Raw genomic sequence first — 17051 nt, 5'->3', positions numbered from 1 at the left:
TTTATGTTGAGTCCAGCTCGACGACATCGCCTTCAAGCATTAGCAGCCAAAGCAGCTGCTAATGCAGAGAATGAATTTGGCGGTGTACGTGAAGATGCCAGTGTGTATATGTTGCAGTTGGCAGAATTAAAAAATGACCAAAACTTGCTTCGAGGCATTAAATCAGAAATTGAACGTGCTCAATATAAAGCAAATTTGATTCCAAAATATATGCCTTATGTGGATGGCGTTCTGTCTGTCGAAGATCGTACACCACTTATGAAAGATCATGTTGTCACAAACATTATGGTGTGGTGTTTTGATGCAGCTATGTTTGAAGATGGGCTGCGCATTGCGGAATATGCCTTAAAACACGGCATTGAGTCACCAGATACATTCAATCGTGATACGGCATCCATTGTTGCTGAAGAAATTGGAAACGCCGCTAAAGCAGCACATACCGCAGGTGAATTTTTTGATGTATCCATTTTGGAAAAAGCCAATAGCATCACAGCGTCTTTTAGCATGCATGATCAGATCCGAGCAAAACTCTATGTCGCGTTAGGTCGAACTTACTTACACCAAGAATTGTACGCTTTGGCCGTGAATTTCCTGAAACGGGCCATTAAACACAATGAAAATTGTGGCGGTAAACAAGAACTTCAAAAAGCCGAACGCCTTTTGAAAAAACAATTAGAAGAAAATCCACCTCAACCCTTACTCAATGCTGATGGTTCATCAGTTATAGATGACTATGGCAATCAGGTATTTGAGGGAGTCTCTTCTTAACGAGTGCCCAGCACCCACCGAGGGGCAGATCTGATCAAAAGCAACATGATTTGTTCTGTTTTTTGATTCAGATCTCCACCCCTCAACCAATGAGAATAAATATGTCTGGTTTAATTGCAAACGGTAGCTTCACACATCAAGACCAGGTGATTAGCAGCGATCCTTTTTTTCCAGCGGTATCTAGCAATCACATTCGTGAAGTTTTACGTCTTGATTCCAGTGTAACCAATCAGCGTCTGATTCCGGCCATTGAAGCGGCTGTCATTCATGTCAATGACAAGTTGGAAGATTTAATCACGAAAGCTCCAACATTGGGGGAGATGACATCAAAGCAGATCAATGGAAAATCTGTTGCTGTTGTTCTGTATTTTCGGGCCGTGGCTGCTTCTACTGGCGCGGAGTTGTGTGAGCGTTACCGCTCATATGACACCACAAATAATGGTGCACAGAAGGCTGAAGAACTAACACCAACAATTGATGATTATAAGCGTGATCTTCGTTTTGCTATCCGGGACTTGAAAAAAGTACCTCGTTTAAATGTGGAGTTGGTTTAAATGAAAATAGTTTACGCCATCCAAAATGACACTGTGGATGCCATTTGCTGGCGTGAATATGGACGAAGCACAGGCGTAGTCGAACAAGTGCTCGAAGCAAACTCACACCTTGCAGAATTTGGTCCAATTCTTCCGATGGGTACCCAAGTTCAGTTACCAGACATTCCAACACCACAAAACAAAACCCAAAGTATTCAGCTTTGGGATTGAGATAATTTATGCCTGAACCAGCAACCACAACAACATCGGCAAGTGTCATTAGTCTAAGTGCAATGTCCATTCTGCCATTTATCAATGGTAATGCATTGTTAGGGGCAGTACTCGGTGCAGCATTCATTGCAAGTTATGAGAAAGATTTATCCGCTGCCAAGCGATTTATTAATCTCATACTTTCCACTGGTATTGGCTATATCAGCACGCCTTTAATTACAGAAAACACCTTCATTACGGCAGATGCCCTTGCAGCTTTAATTGCATCCACATTTTGCTTGTTCATCCTGATCAAAGCCGTCGACTGGGTAAAACAAGCCAAACTTTCAGACATTATCAAAATAATTCGAGGTGGAAAGACATGATCGAATTTGCATTTCAAGTGATTGCCTTATTGGCCTATTTATTTTGCGGCATCCGTATTGTGTGCTTCAACCATAATGGCAATTACAACCGAAAATATGCTTGGTTTGCCACATTATTGATTGCCTCATTTTTAGGTCAATCCGTCCATATCATTTTCTTCAAAGATCCCGTAACGCTATGGGATGCCATTTTTGCACTTGTCTTGGCTTTATTAATTTATCGAAGCCAGGGAAATGTCGCTAAACTCATCTGGAGTAAATCATGATTTTAAAATATGGTGCCAAAGGTGACCCTGTCACTCAATTGCAAAAAAAATTAACTGGTCTTGGTTTTGTGGTACAAGCCGATGGTGACTTTGGCCATAAAACCGAAACTGCATTAAAATCATTCCAAAAAAAAGTTGGTCTCGTTTCTGATGGTATTGCTGGAACAAAAACTTGGTCTGCACTGAATGGTTTTGATATCTCGAAATTTTTAAAAGATTCAGATTATGTGAATGGTGCGAAACGTTTAGGCGTACCAGAATTGGTACTTCGTGCTTTTTCCGAAGTTGAAAGTGATGGCGGTGGATATTTAGATAACGGCAAATTAGAAATTTTATTTGAACGTCACCGAATGTATTTTTATTTGGCACAGTACAAAGGGGTGCAATTTGCCAAACAACAAATGCAACGCTACCCCAATATTGTAAACACTGCCACTGGTGGTTATAAAGGTAAAGCAGCAGAACATACTCGTTTAAGTCTAGCCAAACAGATCCATGAACAAGCTGCCCTTGAATCAACATCTTGGGGACAATTTCAGCTTATGGGTGAAAATTGGAAAGATCTTGGCTATGTAAGCGTTCAAGATTTTGTGGCTCAGATGCAAAAATCCGAATCTCTTCAATTTGAAGCATTCCTTCGTTTTGTCGAGTTTAAATCTGGCACGATTGGTAATAAAAAAATAAAGCTTTTGGATGCTCTACGTGCTGAAGATTGGGCGACAGTTTTTACGCTTTACAACGGTAAAAACTACAAAAAATTGGGTTATGACAGTAAATTCATTCAGGTCATGAACCGTCTGGATCCCGATTATTTAAATGGAAAAGCAGCATGAAAAAACCGCATGCCTTGCGTGAGTATTTGCTAAATGCGATTCCTGATCTTCCCCAAGATCAGGATCGCCTTCTTATATTTGCCAACGATGGTAAATTAATGAGTACCGCAGCCACAGGCTATAGTTTTGAAATGAGCTATACGCTAGATTTGATTGTTACGGATTATGCTGGTGATGTAGATGTTTTCGGTATTGTTCTATTTACTTGGATTATAGACAATCAGTCCGAGTTAATGGCCAACTTAAATAAAGCCAAAGATTCTATTAGTTTTGAAGCTGAACTGATTGATAACACTAAATATGATCTGCATTTCAAAATTCCTTTAACTGAGCGCGTCATCGTTAAAAAAAATGCTGAAGGAAAATTTGAAATGTCCTATCCACCTGAACCTCAATATACCGAATTTGAAACACCGACTGATTTTGAGTTGATTGATAAAGATGGCACACCATTGGCATCATGGACAACGGCAAATAAACAAGGACGTTCTTTGGATATGCCTTTTCCTGGTAAAAACCCATGAATAATATTCAAGATCTAGCAGTGTACTTGCAGCCCATGCTAGATCGCTTATCTGCTGGTGAACGAGCAAAGCTTGCCAAAAAGATTGGACGTGATTTAAGAATTAGCCAACGAAAAAGAATCACAGCACAGCAAAACCCCGATGGTTCAACCTATACTGCCAGACGTACCCGTTTACGTGAACAAAAGGGTAAAATCAAACGTAAGATGTTTGCTAAAATTAAATCCAATAAATACCTAAATATATTGAGCAACAGCGAATCTATTGCTATCGGATTTATTGGTCGTATTGGCAATATCGCCAATGTCCACCAATACGGCTTAAGAGATCGTGCCACCAGATCCGCACCAGATACAGTTTATCCAAAGCGTGAAATATTAGGTTTTTCGCCTGAAGAAATCCAAAATATTGAATCTTCATTTTTAAAACATATCAATATATAACCTCTTCTATCATGTAAAAGTCAGTTTTACATTCTTAAACAACTGCAAAGCTTTTTTAGTTACAGCAAAGTGTTGGCATGAGTGCTGACCTTAATCGTCGCCTTGAAAATCTAATTCGATTTGGAACTATCAAGGCTATAAATCCGTCTAAACCTATCCCGCGTGTCGTGGTCAATCTCGACAGTATGGACACGCCTGAAATTCGTTTTTTCAATATCCGTTCTGGTTCAGATTCTACTTGGGATGCACCATCCATTGGTGAAGAAGTTATCGTCCTTTCTCCCTGTGGTGATATTGGACCATCTAGTGTTGTTTTATATGGCCTATATAACGATGCGCATCCAGCCCCATCTGATGATTTGAATCAAAAAATCCGCATGTTCTCAGATGGCTGCCTTATTGCCTATGACCTTGCTGCCCACCAATTATCAGCTATTTTACCTTCTGGTGGTAAAGCCACAATTACTGCTGATGGAGGCATCACTGTAAATGGTGACACCACCATCAATGGCAATCTTCAAATTAATGGTAGTACCGCCATGACAGGAAATAATACGGTGCAAGGTAGCCAACTGGTCCAAGGATCTAGTCATTCTACAGGTAGTTTTAGCAGCGAAGGTGATGTTACTGCCAGTGGTATTAGTTTAACTGCTCATAAACATAGTGGCGTTCAATCTGGTGGTAGTACGACTGGAGGCCCACAGTAATGATGTCCCGTGAAGATGGTCGACTGCTGAGCAGCGAACTAGATCATATTCGCCAATCTATCCAGGATATTTTAACTACACCCATTGGTACCCGGATTATGCGTCGTGAATATGGCTCTCTGGTTCCTCGCTTAATTGATGCACCTTTTGATGACATTACGACATTACAACTTTATGCGGCAACAGCAACTGCCCTTTTACGCTGGGAAGATCGCATTGTACTTAATTCCATTTCTCTTGGGTCAGATGAACAAGGCTCTTACTTTTTAGATATGAATTGCAATCTGGTAGATAGCAATCAACCAGCCTCCTTAAGTATTCCCCTATCTATTGGATCTGCCTTATGAGTGTTGATTTTAATTCATTACCAAAGCCCAATTTTGTTGATGTCATCGACTTTGAAACCATTTTGGCTGAACGGAAAGAATATTTCATTTCTCTTTACCCGACTGATGAACAAGAAACGGTTCGTAAAACTCTGAGCCGTGAAAGTGAACCCGTTAATAAGTATTTACAAGAAAATGCTTATCGGGAAATGATTTTACGCAATCAGATTAATGAAAAGGCTTTGGCCACACAGCTTGCATTTGCAAAAAATGAAGATTTAGATGTCTGGGGAGCCAACTTTGATGTCACTCGGCTATTGATTACCGCAGCCGATAATACTGTAACCCCACCTTCATCTGCTGTTTACGAAGCAGACGAAGATTTTCGTTATCGCATTCAAAAAAAGCTAGACGCATTAAGTGTTGCTGGCCCTGAGTCAGCTTATGAGTTCCACACTTTATCTGCTGATAGCCGTGTTGCTGATGTGAAATGCTCATCACCATCCCCGGCACATGCACTTTTAACTATTCTTCAAAGAGATACCGCTAACAACGCATCGACTGAAGAGTTAAACAGCATTGTTTACAACTACGTTTCTGCTGAAAAAAAACGCCCAACAGGTGACCGAGTTTTGGTGCAATCGGCAGAGATCATTAATTACGGAATCGAAGCCGTATTGGTGACTAAAAACGTACCTGAAACAGATCCTGTCTTAGCGGCAGCACAAGACAATGTTTTAGCTTATACCACCGAACCAAAGCGGATCGGTAAAGGTGTATTTTTTTCTGATCTTTATTCAATTTTGAAAGTTTCTGGTGTTGAACGGGTGGAATTAATCAGCCCAACTGCCGAGCTACATATCAATAATTTTCAGGCAGCATTCTGTACCAGCGTAAAATTGACGGTGAGGAATGAATAATGAATTTACTTCCTCCAAATACTACACCCTTTGAAAGAAAGATCGTCGAAACCGCATCAAAAGCAACTGAACTCAACACTAATTTATCAAGTTTGATTCGTATCGATGATGCTCCAACTGATTTTCTATCTATTTTAGCTTGGCAGTTCTCGGTAGACCGTTGGCAAGATGACTGGTCTGATGATGTTAAACGCGCACAAATCAAAAACTCAATCAAAGTTCATAGCCATAAAGGCACGAACTATGCCTTACGTCAAATTGTAGAAAGTTTCGGTTATTCACTGACAGTTCATGAGTGGTGGCAAGAAACACCAATGAATGAGCCAGGCACATTCCAGATCACTATTGAAACCAATGGTCGTGCACTTTCAGAAAAAACTTCCAAAACCTTAGTTGAACTCTTAAATGATGCGAAACCTCTTACACGTGAGCTGAAGGGTATCGAGATCAATGTCATCAACGTACAAGGTGAAACCAACGTGGCATGTGGTTGTTATGGCGGTGATGACGTAACCATCTACCCGAAAATTGATGATCCCAATTCCCTAATTTATCCAGTTTTTGCTTTTTACGAGCATGAAATCACCAGTATTTATCCCCTATAGAGCATAAAAATATGGCAGCACTTTATCATTCGCTTTTTACTGAAAAAGGTTTGGAATTACTTCGGGAATCTATTCAAAATGGAACGAAACTCGGTATTACCCATATGTCATTTGGCGATGGTAATGGATCACTTCCTACGCCTGATGCAAAATTCACGCAAATGGTAAATGAAGTTTATAGAACAGCATTAAACCGCCTTGCACCCTCTAAAGAGAATCCAAATTGGTTGGAAGCGGATGGTGTTATTCCATCAGCAGTAGGTGGCTTTAATATCCGTGAAGTTGGTTTATGGGCTGGCAACGACATGGTTGCTTATGCAAACTACCCTCCAACTTACAAACCAAGTGGTGATCAAGGTACAGCTCAGATCAAGACAATCCGAATAGTTTTACAAATTGATAATACTGCCAATTTTGAATTGAAAATTGATGCTAGTGTTGTCATGGCGACTATTCAAAGTGTTAATGATGCAAAACAAAATATCTACGAAAATACGACGGGAAAAGTTGAATGCTTAAATGATTTAAACGATTTAATCGCTTGGAATGGTCGCACCGTATACTCGAAGTCTTATCATATGCCGACAAACTTTGCTTTAGCACAACCTTATCTTGGCGGTGGCACAAGAGTTTATGTTGAGTCGAGAAAAAACGAAAATGATGGCTTTCTATGTGTGAATGGATGGGTACTACAAGTTGAAAATAACATAATTACACCTGACCATGCTGGTGCAAAGGCAGATGATAAAAATTTTGACAGCAGCGAAGCACTACAAAAATGCATTAATCTGGGTTTTATAGTACAACTGAAAGGAGTTTATTATACTCAATATCCACTAATTTATAGTAATGACACTAGAATTATTGGCACTGGTGAAGACTCAACTTGCGGAATTGTAAAAACGACAAACAATAAATTAAATCTTGGAAATAAGATAATTAATAATGTCACAATGAATTTCGATGTCGATGCTGTATTAATTGCTATTCCTACAAAAAATTGGTATGTCAACAATGCTCATCTTGATGGTTTTTTTGTCAGTTATGACTCTTCTTTAGCAAAAAGAGGAATAGGTTTATATTCTTCTCTTATTGCAATGTGCTCGTTTAAAAATATTAAAATATCTAATTGTGAATACGGAGTAAAAACTGTTGATGCTTGGATGGTGACATGGGAACGAGTTCAGGCATCAGCTGACTGTGGATTCTGGCTTGGTGCGACTGACACTAATTGGACTGCAAATGGTACATCAAATACTTTTATCTCATGTTGGTCTACAAATACAAAACAGGGATACAGTGCTTGGAAAATTTATTCTTTACAGTATTCGACTTTTTTAAGTTGTGGTGTAGATCATTGCGGTGAAGACGGTAAGCCTGCTGAATCTGTCTTTGATATTCGTGGATCTGATATTGTGTTTTTAAGTATGGGTTCTGAAATCATACATGCGTACACATATTTGCATTCTGAAAATTCAAATTTAATCTTTAAAAATTTAAGTGTACAAGTTGTTCATAACAAATATAAAAAATCGAATCTGAGTTGGTATAATGCAAATGCAATGTTCCAAATTCTTAACAAATCAAGAGTTACATTAGAAGGTGGGCATTTTGATTGTTTCTATACATCAGTTAATTCTGAATTTTCCGCTGCTTTCGCTTTTGTTGAAGGTAACTCTTTATTCGTTACAGATAAGACTCTAAAACACTTCAGTTCTCTTGAAGAAGTAAAAGCGACTGATGGAATATTCTCATTTACGAAGTATGGTATTTATAAAGACACTGCAGGATCAATTGATGTTGCATTTAAAAATGACATCATTAAAATCGGAAACCGATTTGGAACACTTAATACTACAGAAAGTATATGTGACAGACCATTTAATATTGTTGGTAAAAACTTAAATGATCTAAGAAATCTAGGTGCAATCAATTTTGTTAACGGTTCGAATAGTGATGCGACAACCGATAAAAATTATCCCAAAAATGGCACAGGACATATAGTACAGCAGATTTCAGCTCAAGATCATGCATCAAAACCGAACAGTGTACAATTTGATTATGCATTTGATAAATCTATAATTAACGGTGCTGAAAGATCAATGGGAAATATCTATGTAAGATATGGAGCATGGAACGTAGATTACTCAAGCTGGTTTAAGATTTGGACTGAATCAAACACAACAGTCACAGCAGATGGTACTTTAAAAGCAGCATCACCAATCGTTAAATTATATTCAGATCATATTGAATGTAATGATGAGGCAGAGGAGCAAAATCCTTTATTTGAAAAAATTGGAACTGGTCATTATCTAGTAAAAAATACGCTTGGCTTTGCGCAAGAAGGCTGGTGGATCGAAGTACCAAGTGACTCTAATGGCAATAAAATTTGCGCAATAAAATATCAAACACTACAAGATGGAGATATTGAAGTTAGAACATTTAAACGTAAGTTTGACATCGAAACAGCTTCAATTATTGCTGATGAAGATAATCCAATTGATATTCCAGCAAACATGAATGGAGAACAACGCTGGATTGATATTCGATTATATCAATTAACGAAGGACGTATTGGTAGATCAACCTATCATGTAAACCCCGCTTTTACATGATCCACAACTTAAACTTTTCACAATCTCATGCAAGCCTGTTTGTTGAAATAAAACCTCAATAAACAGGCTTTTTTATGGCAGATACATTTCACCATGGAGTGCGAGTCGTCGAAATCAACGAAGGGATTCGACCAATTCGTACCATTGCCACGGCAGTACAGGGCCTTGTTGCCACTGCCGAGGACGCAGATCCAGACGTTTTTCCAGAAAACACTCCCGTCCTACTGACTAACACACAAGCTGCTATTGCTAAAGCTGGTACTAAAGGCACCTTACGCACTGCTCTTCAAGCAATGGCCAACCAAGCAAACTCAATGTGTGTCGTGGTACGTGTACCAAGCGCAGTAGATGAAACAACACAAACGGCCAATGTGGTAGGCACAGTGACTTCAACAGGAAAATACACTGGCCTAAAGGCGTTATTAACAGCGAAATCTAAATTGGGTGTTCAACCACGTATCATCGGTGCACCAGGACTCGATACGCAAGCTGTGGCCACTGAGTTAGTCGTTATTGCCAAGAAGTTACGAGCATTTGCATATGCTTATTGCTGGGACTGTCAAACCAAGGAAGAAGCTGTTGCATATCGTGAAGCATTTGGTGCACGTGAGCTCATGCTCATCTGGCCAAACTTCGTGGCGTTCAATACAACTACAGCACAAACTGAAACAGTACCAGCAGTTGCTGTTGCAATGGGACTACGTGCGAAGATCGACAACGAAATCGGTTGGCATAAAACCCTTTCAAACGTGGCTGTTTCTGGTGTAACCGGTATTGATGCAGATGTGACTTGGGATCTACAGGATCCAGCGACCGATGCAGGTTATTTAAACCAAAATGAAATCACGACTCTGATTCAGCATGATGGTTTCCGCTTCTGGGGTTCCCGTACATGTTCGGATGATCCGCTATTCCCATTTGAAAACTACACCCGTACAGCGCAGGTATTGGCGGATACCGTCGCTGAAGCGCATATGTGGGCAAATGATTTACCGCTGCATGGCTCACTGGCCACCGACATTATTGAAGGCCTAAAAGCCAAAATTCGAGAGTTAGTTCGTAACAAATACATGATTGGTGGTGATGCCTGGTTCGATCCTGAATCCAACACTAAGGACACCCTGAAAGCAGGCAAATTGGTCACCGACTATGACTACACCCCTGTCCCACCGTTAGAAGATCTAACTTTCCGTCAACGCATCACAGATCAGTATCTTGCTGACTTTGCAGCTACCGTGACGGCTTAAGGAGTTTAATGCATGGCCTTACCAAGCAAGCTTAAAAACATGAATTACTTCAATGAAGGTAATAGTTATTTAGGTCAAATTAAAACGGTCACTTTGCCTAAATTGACACGTAAAACCGAAGATTACCGTGGCGGTGGTATGAATGCACCCGTCAAGGTCGATCTAGGTTTTGGTGACGACGGGTTGGTACTTGAATCTACTTTCGGTGGCCTAGAGCTTTTAACACTTCGTCAGTTTGGCATGGAAAAAATTGATGGTGTGTACACACGTTTTGCGGGTGCATATCAGCGTGATGATACTGGTGAAGTGGATTCAGTCGAGGTTGTCGTTAAAGGTCGTCATGAAGAAATTGACATGGGCGACCAGGAACCGGGTGAAGATACTGAGCATAAAGTTGTCACCAACTGTACTTATTACAAATTGACTGTAAATGGTGTGGTTGAAGTTGAAATCGACATTCTGGGCTTCAAGGAAGTGATCAACGGTGTTGATCGACTTGAAAAACAGCGTAATGCCATTGGCTTATAAGTTTCCTTCCCTTGCATAGGCCAGTCCTGTGCAAGGTTTTTTTCTTTAGTTTTTAGGATAGATCAGTATGAATTTGCAAGTTGAGCAAGCAACAAATCAAGACTTCATCAAAAACCCAAATGAGGAAGTAGTGACTTTAGAAGAGCCAATTCGTATGGGTGACAATATGATTACTCAAATCACCATTCGTAAGCCAGGCGTAAAAGCATTAAGTGGTACGAGTCTACAGGCCATTTACCAGCATGATGTGGATGCACTTTGTAAAGTACTGCCACGGGTAACTTCTCCAGCTCTAACCCCTCAACAGATTTATCAAATGGATCCTGTTGATTTTGCCCAATTGGGAGGACATTTGGTCACTTTTTTGTACCCGAAAGCCTTACAACAGGAAATCAAGGCTCAGACGGCATAACGCTGGTCGATAACGTCGATGAAGCAATTGCCAATATTGCCGTTATTTTTCACTGGCCACCCAATACCTATGATGACATGGATCTAAGTGAACTGAGCAAATGGCATCGTATGGCACTCAAACGTCATTCATCACAATAATATAGAGTCCACCCATGGCAAATTTAAAACTTGAAGTCCTTTTTAATGCAGTCGATAAATTAACAGGGCCCATGAAAACAATTGTCGGTGGCTCTAAAACTTTGTCGGATGCCTTTAAAAAAACTTCAGCAGAATTAAAAGCGTTAGAAGCCCAGCAGCGCAAGGTTACAGGTTTCCGACAGCTTCAGGAACAATCTGAAAAAACGTCACAAGCGATTCAGAAAAATAAAGAAACAATTAAGCAGCTTAAAACTGCAATGAATATTGGTGCACCAACAGAACAAATGGTCAAAGAGTTGGCACGAGCTGAAGCTGCACAAAAACGCCTTAAAGATGCTCAGAAAAAACAAGGTACAGAAATGACCGCCTTGGTACGAGAACTCAATCAGACAGGTATTAGCATTGATAGATTGGCTGATGATGAATCAGAGCTGAAGAACAAGATTCATCTCACCACAATGGAGATCAATAAACAAAAAGATTCTTTGGAACGACACCAGAAAGCCCAGAAACAATATGAGCAAATGCAATCACGTATGGCCAAAGCATCGGATCTGGCAAAAAAAGGTTTAATGGTGGCTGGTGCTGGTGCAGCTGCTATGGCAATTCCAGTGCATCTGGCCATTGATTATGAATCGGCCATGGCTGATGTGAAAAAGGTCGTGAATTTCGATACACCCCAACAGTTTAAAATCATGGGCGATGACATTATTCGACTTTCAACCAAACTTCCTATGGCCGCAAAAGATATTGCTGCCATTGTTGCTGCTGGTGGACAATCAGGTATTGCCAAAAATGAATTATTAGGTTTTGCCGAATCCGCTGTAAAAATGGGTGTTGCCTTTGACATTACAGCACAGGAATCTGGACAAGCCATGGCAGAAATGCGCACAGCCTTCAAAATGACGCAGCCTCAGGTTGTAGATCTGGCAGACAAGATCAATTATCTAGGTAACAACACACCAGCAGCAGCCAAGGGTATCATGGACATTGTTCAGCGTATTGGCCCCTTAGGTGAAGTCGGTGGCTTTGCATCAGGATCTATTGCAGCACTTGGGGCAACCATTCGCGGTATGGGTGTGGCGGAAGAGGTTGCGGCCACAGGAATTAAAAATATGATGCTAGCTTTGGTCGCTGGAGAGTCTGCAACCAAAAGCCAAAAAGCAGCATATAAAGCATTAGGTCTAGATGCTGGCCAAGTGGCCAAGGATATGCAAACCGATGCCGAAGCAACCACATTAAAAGTCATTAAATCAATTTCCAAGCTGGATAAATATAAACAAGCTGCTGCCCTGAAGGAATTATTCGGCTCAGAATCATTAGGTTCAATTGCTCCACTTTTGACCAATATGGATGCTTTGGAAAAAAATCTTGGTATGGTTGCAGACAAATCTAAATATGCAGGCTCTATGCAAGCCGAATATGCAGCACGTGCAGAAACCACGGCAAATAATATCCAATTAGCCAAGAATCAAATGGCAGGCTTGGCCATTACTATTGGCAATGTATTATTACCCCCGATCAATACAATGCTAGGCAAATTCAATGCAATCATGACTATTGTTCAAGCGTGGGCAGCACGTAACCCGGCTTTAGCTTCCACACTGGTAAAAATAGCAGTGGCGGGTATTGCCATCATCGCAATAGTCAGTGCCTTAGCCTTGGGTATCGTTGGACTACTTGGTCCGATTGCTATGCTGAAAATGACCATCTCTACTCTGGGAATTGGGTTTGGGGCATTAGGGGCAATATTTTCACCAGTTGGACTGGTGGTGATAGGTGTAATTGCTGCGATCGCTGGAGCAGCTTATCTCATTTATAAAAACTGGGAACCTATCAAGGGTTTCTTCAGTGGAATTTGGACTTCGATTAAAACAGCATTTAATGGTGGTATTTTAGGTGTATCAGCTCTCATTATTAACTGGTCTCCTATCGGTTTATTCTATTCAGCATTTGCAAAAGTTTTATCCTGGTTCGGGATCGATCTCCCCGCGAAGTTTACGGACTTTGGAGCCATGATTTTAATAGGACTAAAAAACGGTATATTGTCCAAGGTGAATGCAGTCAAAGATGCCATTACAGGTGCGGTCAGTGGTGTCATTGAAAAAGCCAAAGGAGTTTTGGGCATTCACTCCCCTTCACGTGTATTTATGGGTATCGGCGATTACACCATGCAAGGTATGGCCATGGGGATTGCTCAAAATCATAATTTACCAGTCAAAGCTACCCAACAAGCTACCCAGAATGTTGTAGGAACGGGAGCTACTGTCAAAACTACGCCAGTTACGCCTATACGCTCTCAACGAGCCGCCAGCTTCATTAGCCAAGATACGATCCAGATCACCATCAAAGCTGAACATGGTCAACCTGTACGTGAAACTGCACGTGCTTTACGTGCTGAACTGCAACGGATTCAACAGGAAGAGGTTGAAGCACGACGCAGATTTTTAACGGATACGGAGTAAATCATAATGATGATGGCTTTAGGTTTATTTGTATTCTCGCTACGTACAACTTCATATCAGGAACTACAGCGTGTCACCAATTGGCGACATCCTAGTAATAGTCGAGTTGGAGCTACACCAGCTTATCAATTTACTGGCAAAGGGGAAGACACTATTACCCTAAAAGGTGTCATTTACCATGAGATTACTCAAAGCCGTGTCACGCTAGATCAGATCAGGAAAATGGCCGATACAGGCAAAGCATATACTCTAATTGAAGGTACAGGGAAAATTTACGGTCTTGTCATTATTGATAGTCTAGATGAAACCAAAACTTTTTTCTTTAAAGATGGTGCAGCACGTAAAACTGAGTTCACTATCACTCTAAAGGTCATCAAAGAATGGCAGCCAACTCTACTAGGTAGTTTAATTGGTATGGCAGCTGGTGCATTAAACAGGTTGATATAAATGGAAACTCAAGTTGTAAGTCGGTTAAATGATGCAGCAGATACCTATCAATCTGAAACTCAATACCCCTTTCCAATTTACAGGCTTGAGGTCGATGGCAACGACATTTCCCCTCTTGTTATTGATCGACTCATGTCATTAACCCTCAAGGATAATCGTGGATTAGTGGTCGATTCTGTTGATCTTGAACTAGATGATTCTGATGGGCAACTCGAAATTCCATCTGAAGGTGCCATTATTCAAGTGTGGTTAGGGTGGTCTAATAGTGGATTGGTGGATAAGGGTAAATACAAAGTTGAGTCTGTTACACATCGAGGTGCACCAGATGTTTTAACCATTACAGCATTTAGTAATGATGTATCTGAAGGCTTAAAGCAAAAGCGTGAACGTGCCTGGAGTAACCTAACTCTCCAGCAAATCTTTCAAAGTATTGGTGAAAGTTATAATCTCAAAGTGATTATCCATGAAAAATTTGCTTCAGAGAACATTAAATACATTGCACAAAATGAAAGTGATGCAAATCTGATTACCCGGATAGCCGATGAACATGATGCGATTGCTACGGTTAAAAATGGTCATCTCATATTATTACCACGGGGTGCTAGCCAAACTGCTTCTGGCCTAACTTTGCCGACAGCCATGATTTATCGAGCAGATGGGGATAGTCATAGTTATACCACAGGCACAGGAACAGATCGCATTAGCGCAGTAAAGGCCTATTACTACGATACAAATAAATCCAAAAAGCTCTATGTCGTGATTGGTGACAATGAAGACAATCTCAAAGAGATCCGTTATGTACACCGGGACAAAAAAACTGCTGAACTAGCTGCTCAGGCAGAATATAACCGGTGCAAACGTTCTTCACAAAAACTCTCTTATACCTTTGCCTTTGGCCAGCCTAATTTGATTCCCGAACAGGAATTTATTTTCTCTGGATTAAAACCTCAAATTGATGACATTATTTGGCTCGGAACCAATGTTACCCATACATTAAATGATAGTGGCTATACCACAAGCGTTGAATTAGAGGTTCAAATCCCAAATGCTGATGATGTGTCCAGTTTATTTGAACCAGATAAAGATCAGGATAAAGAACTAAAAAAACAAAAAAAGAAGAGAACTGGCCGAAACTGGGCAGATTATACCGGAGTAATAGTATTTTATCGGGAGAATGGAAAGGATTTAAAATTGACCTCAGGTGATCAAAGCCATCCCTATAAGCACACCACCACTTATCAAACTAAGAAAACTGCTACGACTGGTTTAAAAAAATATCAGGCTCGTATTGATAAAGCAAAAAAAGGGAAATAAAAAAAGTCCTTGCTGGGGTAAGCAAGGACTATAAAAAGGCATCATTTTTCGATACATATGCAATCATATATCACTATTTATAGTGATTATGTATTATCATTGTAAAACATAATATCGATATATGGTGATTATATATGCCAGGAAAAAAGCCTTTGAAATGTCCACACTGTGGCTCTGCTTTTTCTATACGTCATAGTGAACAAGAAAGCCCTGTACTGCGACGTTACAGAGGTCAATGTCAAAATCTAGAATGTGGTTTTACCGCCATAGGATTTATGGAACTCAAGTTCCAGCTATCCCCTCCCTCTATCCCTAATCCAGAAATTCATTTACCTGTTTCTGATCATGTTAAAAATGCAGGGAGAAGCACATGCCCGACAACATAGATCTCGCACAAGAACTACAACTTAAACAGGTTCAAATTCAACCCAAAGATTTTAGTCAGGCATCGCTCACTGAATGTGAAGAATGTGGCAATGACATTCCAGTGGAACGTCAACGCTATGGCTCTATTACCCTTTGTATCGAATGCAAAAATACACAAGAAAAACTTTCCAAGAGATTTTACTAATGACAAATTTTCTGATTTTTTTCATTGTTGTTTTTATTGTGGCATTACTCATTTTATGGATGATGCTGGATTATCAATTTACCCGTTTAAAACGACCATTGGTCATTATAGTCTGTGAAGAGCTTAAGACTGAAGATAAAGAAATGTTGTTGGATACCATCAAAAATCATAAAGATCAAGTACAAGTGGTGGATCCATGTGGCTATATCCAGTCCTGATCGGGATGATCCTTGGCATGACGATCAGTAGTGCCTTATTTGTTTATATCGTCGGATAAAAATAAAGCCCTAACAATAGGGCTTTAATCATCTAACTGCTCGATTAAACTCTTTTTCATAATCTTTAGCTTGCGTAGGTGTAAAATCTTTATCTAATCGCATTAAAAACAGACCTTTTTTATACATATACTGATTCAACATAGGAGCATTCAAAGTAATGTTTTTAATGTATATATAACGTCTATTTAAATCTGCTATGTTTTTAAACCCTTCAATTGTTCCACCTTTGAACTGTGTGGGATCTAAATCGCTAATTTCATCCTCATTTTCTTCTGAAAAATCATGTGGATCTATACGTTCATCGGCCCAACTTATTTTTGAAATATACTGATTCGGTCTACCAAGCTGTTTATTAGGATCATCATTTTCATCAAATGGATATATTGCGCCAACATTATCTGCAACCCGCATATCTAGAAAAACATCTTCAGCTGATTTTGAAAAAACGGAGGTATTTAAAAGCAACAATGATAAAGGAACGAAATACTTAATTTTAGACATTTTTCAGGTCACT

The 17051-nt window shown here is 40.0% G+C and carries 24 protein-coding genes; 23 read left to right on the top strand and 1 reads right to left on the bottom strand.

The window, feature by feature from the left end:
* Positions 1 to 3 precede the first annotated feature (3 nt).
* The 23 genes from gpM (at position 4) to EGS47_RS10970 (ending at position 16477) form a co-directional block, all read left to right on the top strand.
* Positions 4 to 768, top strand: coding sequence for a phage terminase small subunit (gpM, locus tag EGS47_RS11085; RefSeq protein WP_125269639.1), 765 nt, complete (start codon positions 4 to 6; stop codon positions 766 to 768).
* Positions 769 to 869: 101 nt separating this feature from the next.
* Positions 870 to 1322 carry a head completion/stabilization protein gene (locus tag EGS47_RS11080; protein WP_125269638.1) on the top strand — a complete coding sequence of 151 codons (453 nt, stop codon included), beginning with the start codon at positions 870 to 872 and terminating at the stop codon, positions 1320 to 1322.
* Positions 1323 to 1532 (top strand): tail protein X, encoded by a 210-nt coding sequence (locus EGS47_RS11075; protein WP_125269637.1) that lies wholly within the window; start codon positions 1323 to 1325, stop codon positions 1530 to 1532.
* 8 nt (positions 1533 to 1540) lie between these two features.
* Positions 1541 to 1897, top strand: a complete 357-nt coding sequence (locus EGS47_RS11070; protein ID WP_125269636.1) for a putative holin — start codon at positions 1541 to 1543, stop codon at positions 1895 to 1897.
* A complete protein-coding gene (locus EGS47_RS11065) occupies positions 1894 to 2163 on the top strand; it encodes a phage holin family protein (RefSeq protein WP_125269635.1) in 270 nt (89 codons plus the stop codon). The genes EGS47_RS11070 and EGS47_RS11065 overlap by 4 nt, the downstream gene beginning before the upstream one ends.
* Entirely contained in the window at positions 2160 to 2996 is an 837-nt protein-coding gene (locus EGS47_RS11060) for an N-acetylmuramidase domain-containing protein (protein ID WP_171455417.1), read from the top strand. Before EGS47_RS11065 ends, EGS47_RS11060 begins: the two co-directional genes overlap by 4 nt.
* Positions 2993 to 3520: a phage tail protein gene (locus EGS47_RS11055; protein ID WP_048765500.1), complete on the top strand. Its 528-nt coding sequence runs from the start codon at positions 2993 to 2995 to the stop codon at positions 3518 to 3520. Before EGS47_RS11060 ends, EGS47_RS11055 begins: the two co-directional genes overlap by 4 nt.
* Entirely contained in the window at positions 3517 to 3963 is a 447-nt protein-coding gene (locus EGS47_RS11050; RefSeq protein WP_048765504.1) for a phage virion morphogenesis protein, read from the top strand. Before EGS47_RS11055 ends, EGS47_RS11050 begins: the two co-directional genes overlap by 4 nt.
* A 77-nt stretch (positions 3964 to 4040) precedes the next feature.
* A complete protein-coding gene (locus EGS47_RS11045) occupies positions 4041 to 4670 on the top strand; it encodes a phage baseplate assembly protein V (RefSeq protein ID WP_125269633.1) in 630 nt (209 codons plus the stop codon).
* Positions 4670 to 5017 carry a GPW/gp25 family protein gene (locus EGS47_RS11040; protein ID WP_048765507.1) on the top strand — a complete coding sequence of 116 codons (348 nt, stop codon included), beginning with the start codon at positions 4670 to 4672 and terminating at the stop codon, positions 5015 to 5017. The genes EGS47_RS11045 and EGS47_RS11040 overlap by 1 nt, the downstream gene beginning before the upstream one ends.
* Positions 5014 to 5916 (top strand): baseplate J/gp47 family protein, encoded by a 903-nt coding sequence (locus tag EGS47_RS11035; RefSeq protein WP_125269632.1) that lies wholly within the window; start codon positions 5014 to 5016, stop codon positions 5914 to 5916. Before EGS47_RS11040 ends, EGS47_RS11035 begins: the two co-directional genes overlap by 4 nt.
* Complete coding sequence (locus tag EGS47_RS11030) at positions 5916 to 6521, top strand: phage tail protein I (RefSeq protein ID WP_125269631.1); 606 nt, start codon at positions 5916 to 5918, stop codon at positions 6519 to 6521. Before EGS47_RS11035 ends, EGS47_RS11030 begins: the two co-directional genes overlap by 1 nt.
* An 11-nt stretch (positions 6522 to 6532) precedes the next feature.
* Positions 6533 to 9118, top strand: a complete 2586-nt coding sequence (locus EGS47_RS18680; RefSeq protein ID WP_228711802.1) for a phage tail protein — start codon at positions 6533 to 6535, stop codon at positions 9116 to 9118.
* A 91-nt stretch (positions 9119 to 9209) separates the two neighbouring features.
* Positions 9210 to 10382 carry a phage tail sheath protein gene (locus EGS47_RS11015; RefSeq protein WP_125269630.1) on the top strand — a complete coding sequence of 391 codons (1173 nt, stop codon included), beginning with the start codon at positions 9210 to 9212 and terminating at the stop codon, positions 10380 to 10382.
* 12 nt (positions 10383 to 10394) lie between these two features.
* The gene (locus tag EGS47_RS11010) at positions 10395 to 10910 is read left to right on the top strand and encodes a phage major tail tube protein (RefSeq protein ID WP_048765515.1); all 516 of its coding nucleotides are present in this window, start codon (positions 10395 to 10397) and stop codon (positions 10908 to 10910) included.
* A gap of 67 nt (positions 10911 to 10977) precedes the next feature.
* Complete coding sequence (locus EGS47_RS11005; RefSeq protein WP_125269629.1) at positions 10978 to 11322, top strand: phage tail assembly protein; 345 nt, start codon at positions 10978 to 10980, stop codon at positions 11320 to 11322.
* Positions 11250 to 11462 carry a GpE family phage tail protein gene (locus EGS47_RS18905; RefSeq protein WP_308463939.1) on the top strand — a complete coding sequence of 71 codons (213 nt, stop codon included), beginning with the start codon at positions 11250 to 11252 and terminating at the stop codon, positions 11460 to 11462. Before EGS47_RS11005 ends, EGS47_RS18905 begins: the two co-directional genes overlap by 73 nt.
* A gap of 14 nt (positions 11463 to 11476) precedes the next feature.
* Positions 11477 to 13927 (top strand): phage tail tape measure protein, encoded by a 2451-nt coding sequence (locus tag EGS47_RS10995; protein ID WP_125269628.1) that lies wholly within the window; start codon positions 11477 to 11479, stop codon positions 13925 to 13927.
* Between the two features lie 6 nt (positions 13928 to 13933).
* Complete coding sequence (locus EGS47_RS10990; RefSeq protein ID WP_125269627.1) at positions 13934 to 14374, top strand: phage tail protein; 441 nt, start codon at positions 13934 to 13936, stop codon at positions 14372 to 14374.
* A complete protein-coding gene (locus EGS47_RS10985; RefSeq protein ID WP_125269626.1) occupies positions 14375 to 15688 on the top strand; it encodes a contractile injection system protein, VgrG/Pvc8 family in 1314 nt (437 codons plus the stop codon).
* A gap of 134 nt (positions 15689 to 15822) precedes the next feature.
* Positions 15823 to 16074 carry an ogr/Delta-like zinc finger family protein gene (locus EGS47_RS10980; RefSeq protein WP_125269625.1) on the top strand — a complete coding sequence of 84 codons (252 nt, stop codon included), beginning with the start codon at positions 15823 to 15825 and terminating at the stop codon, positions 16072 to 16074.
* Positions 16059 to 16259, top strand: coding sequence for a TraR/DksA C4-type zinc finger protein (locus EGS47_RS10975; RefSeq protein WP_048765524.1), 201 nt, complete (start codon positions 16059 to 16061; stop codon positions 16257 to 16259). Before EGS47_RS10980 ends, EGS47_RS10975 begins: the two co-directional genes overlap by 16 nt.
* A complete protein-coding gene (locus EGS47_RS10970; protein WP_125269624.1) occupies positions 16259 to 16477 on the top strand; it encodes a hypothetical protein in 219 nt (72 codons plus the stop codon). The genes EGS47_RS10975 and EGS47_RS10970 overlap by 1 nt, the downstream gene beginning before the upstream one ends.
* Positions 16478 to 16564: 87 nt before the next feature.
* Here the strand turns inward: EGS47_RS10970 and EGS47_RS10965 are convergent, their stop codons facing one another.
* Positions 16565 to 17038, bottom strand: a complete 474-nt coding sequence (locus EGS47_RS10965; protein ID WP_125269623.1) for a hypothetical protein — start codon at positions 17036 to 17038, stop codon at positions 16565 to 16567.
* Positions 17039 to 17051 lie beyond the last annotated feature (13 nt).

This window comes from Acinetobacter sp. FDAARGOS_515 (assembly GCF_003938865.1).
Lineage (GTDB): Bacteria > Pseudomonadota > Gammaproteobacteria > Pseudomonadales > Moraxellaceae > Acinetobacter > Acinetobacter ursingii.
The sequence above is the reverse complement of the archived record's forward strand: the minus strand, read 5'-3'. Positions and strand labels throughout refer to the sequence as shown.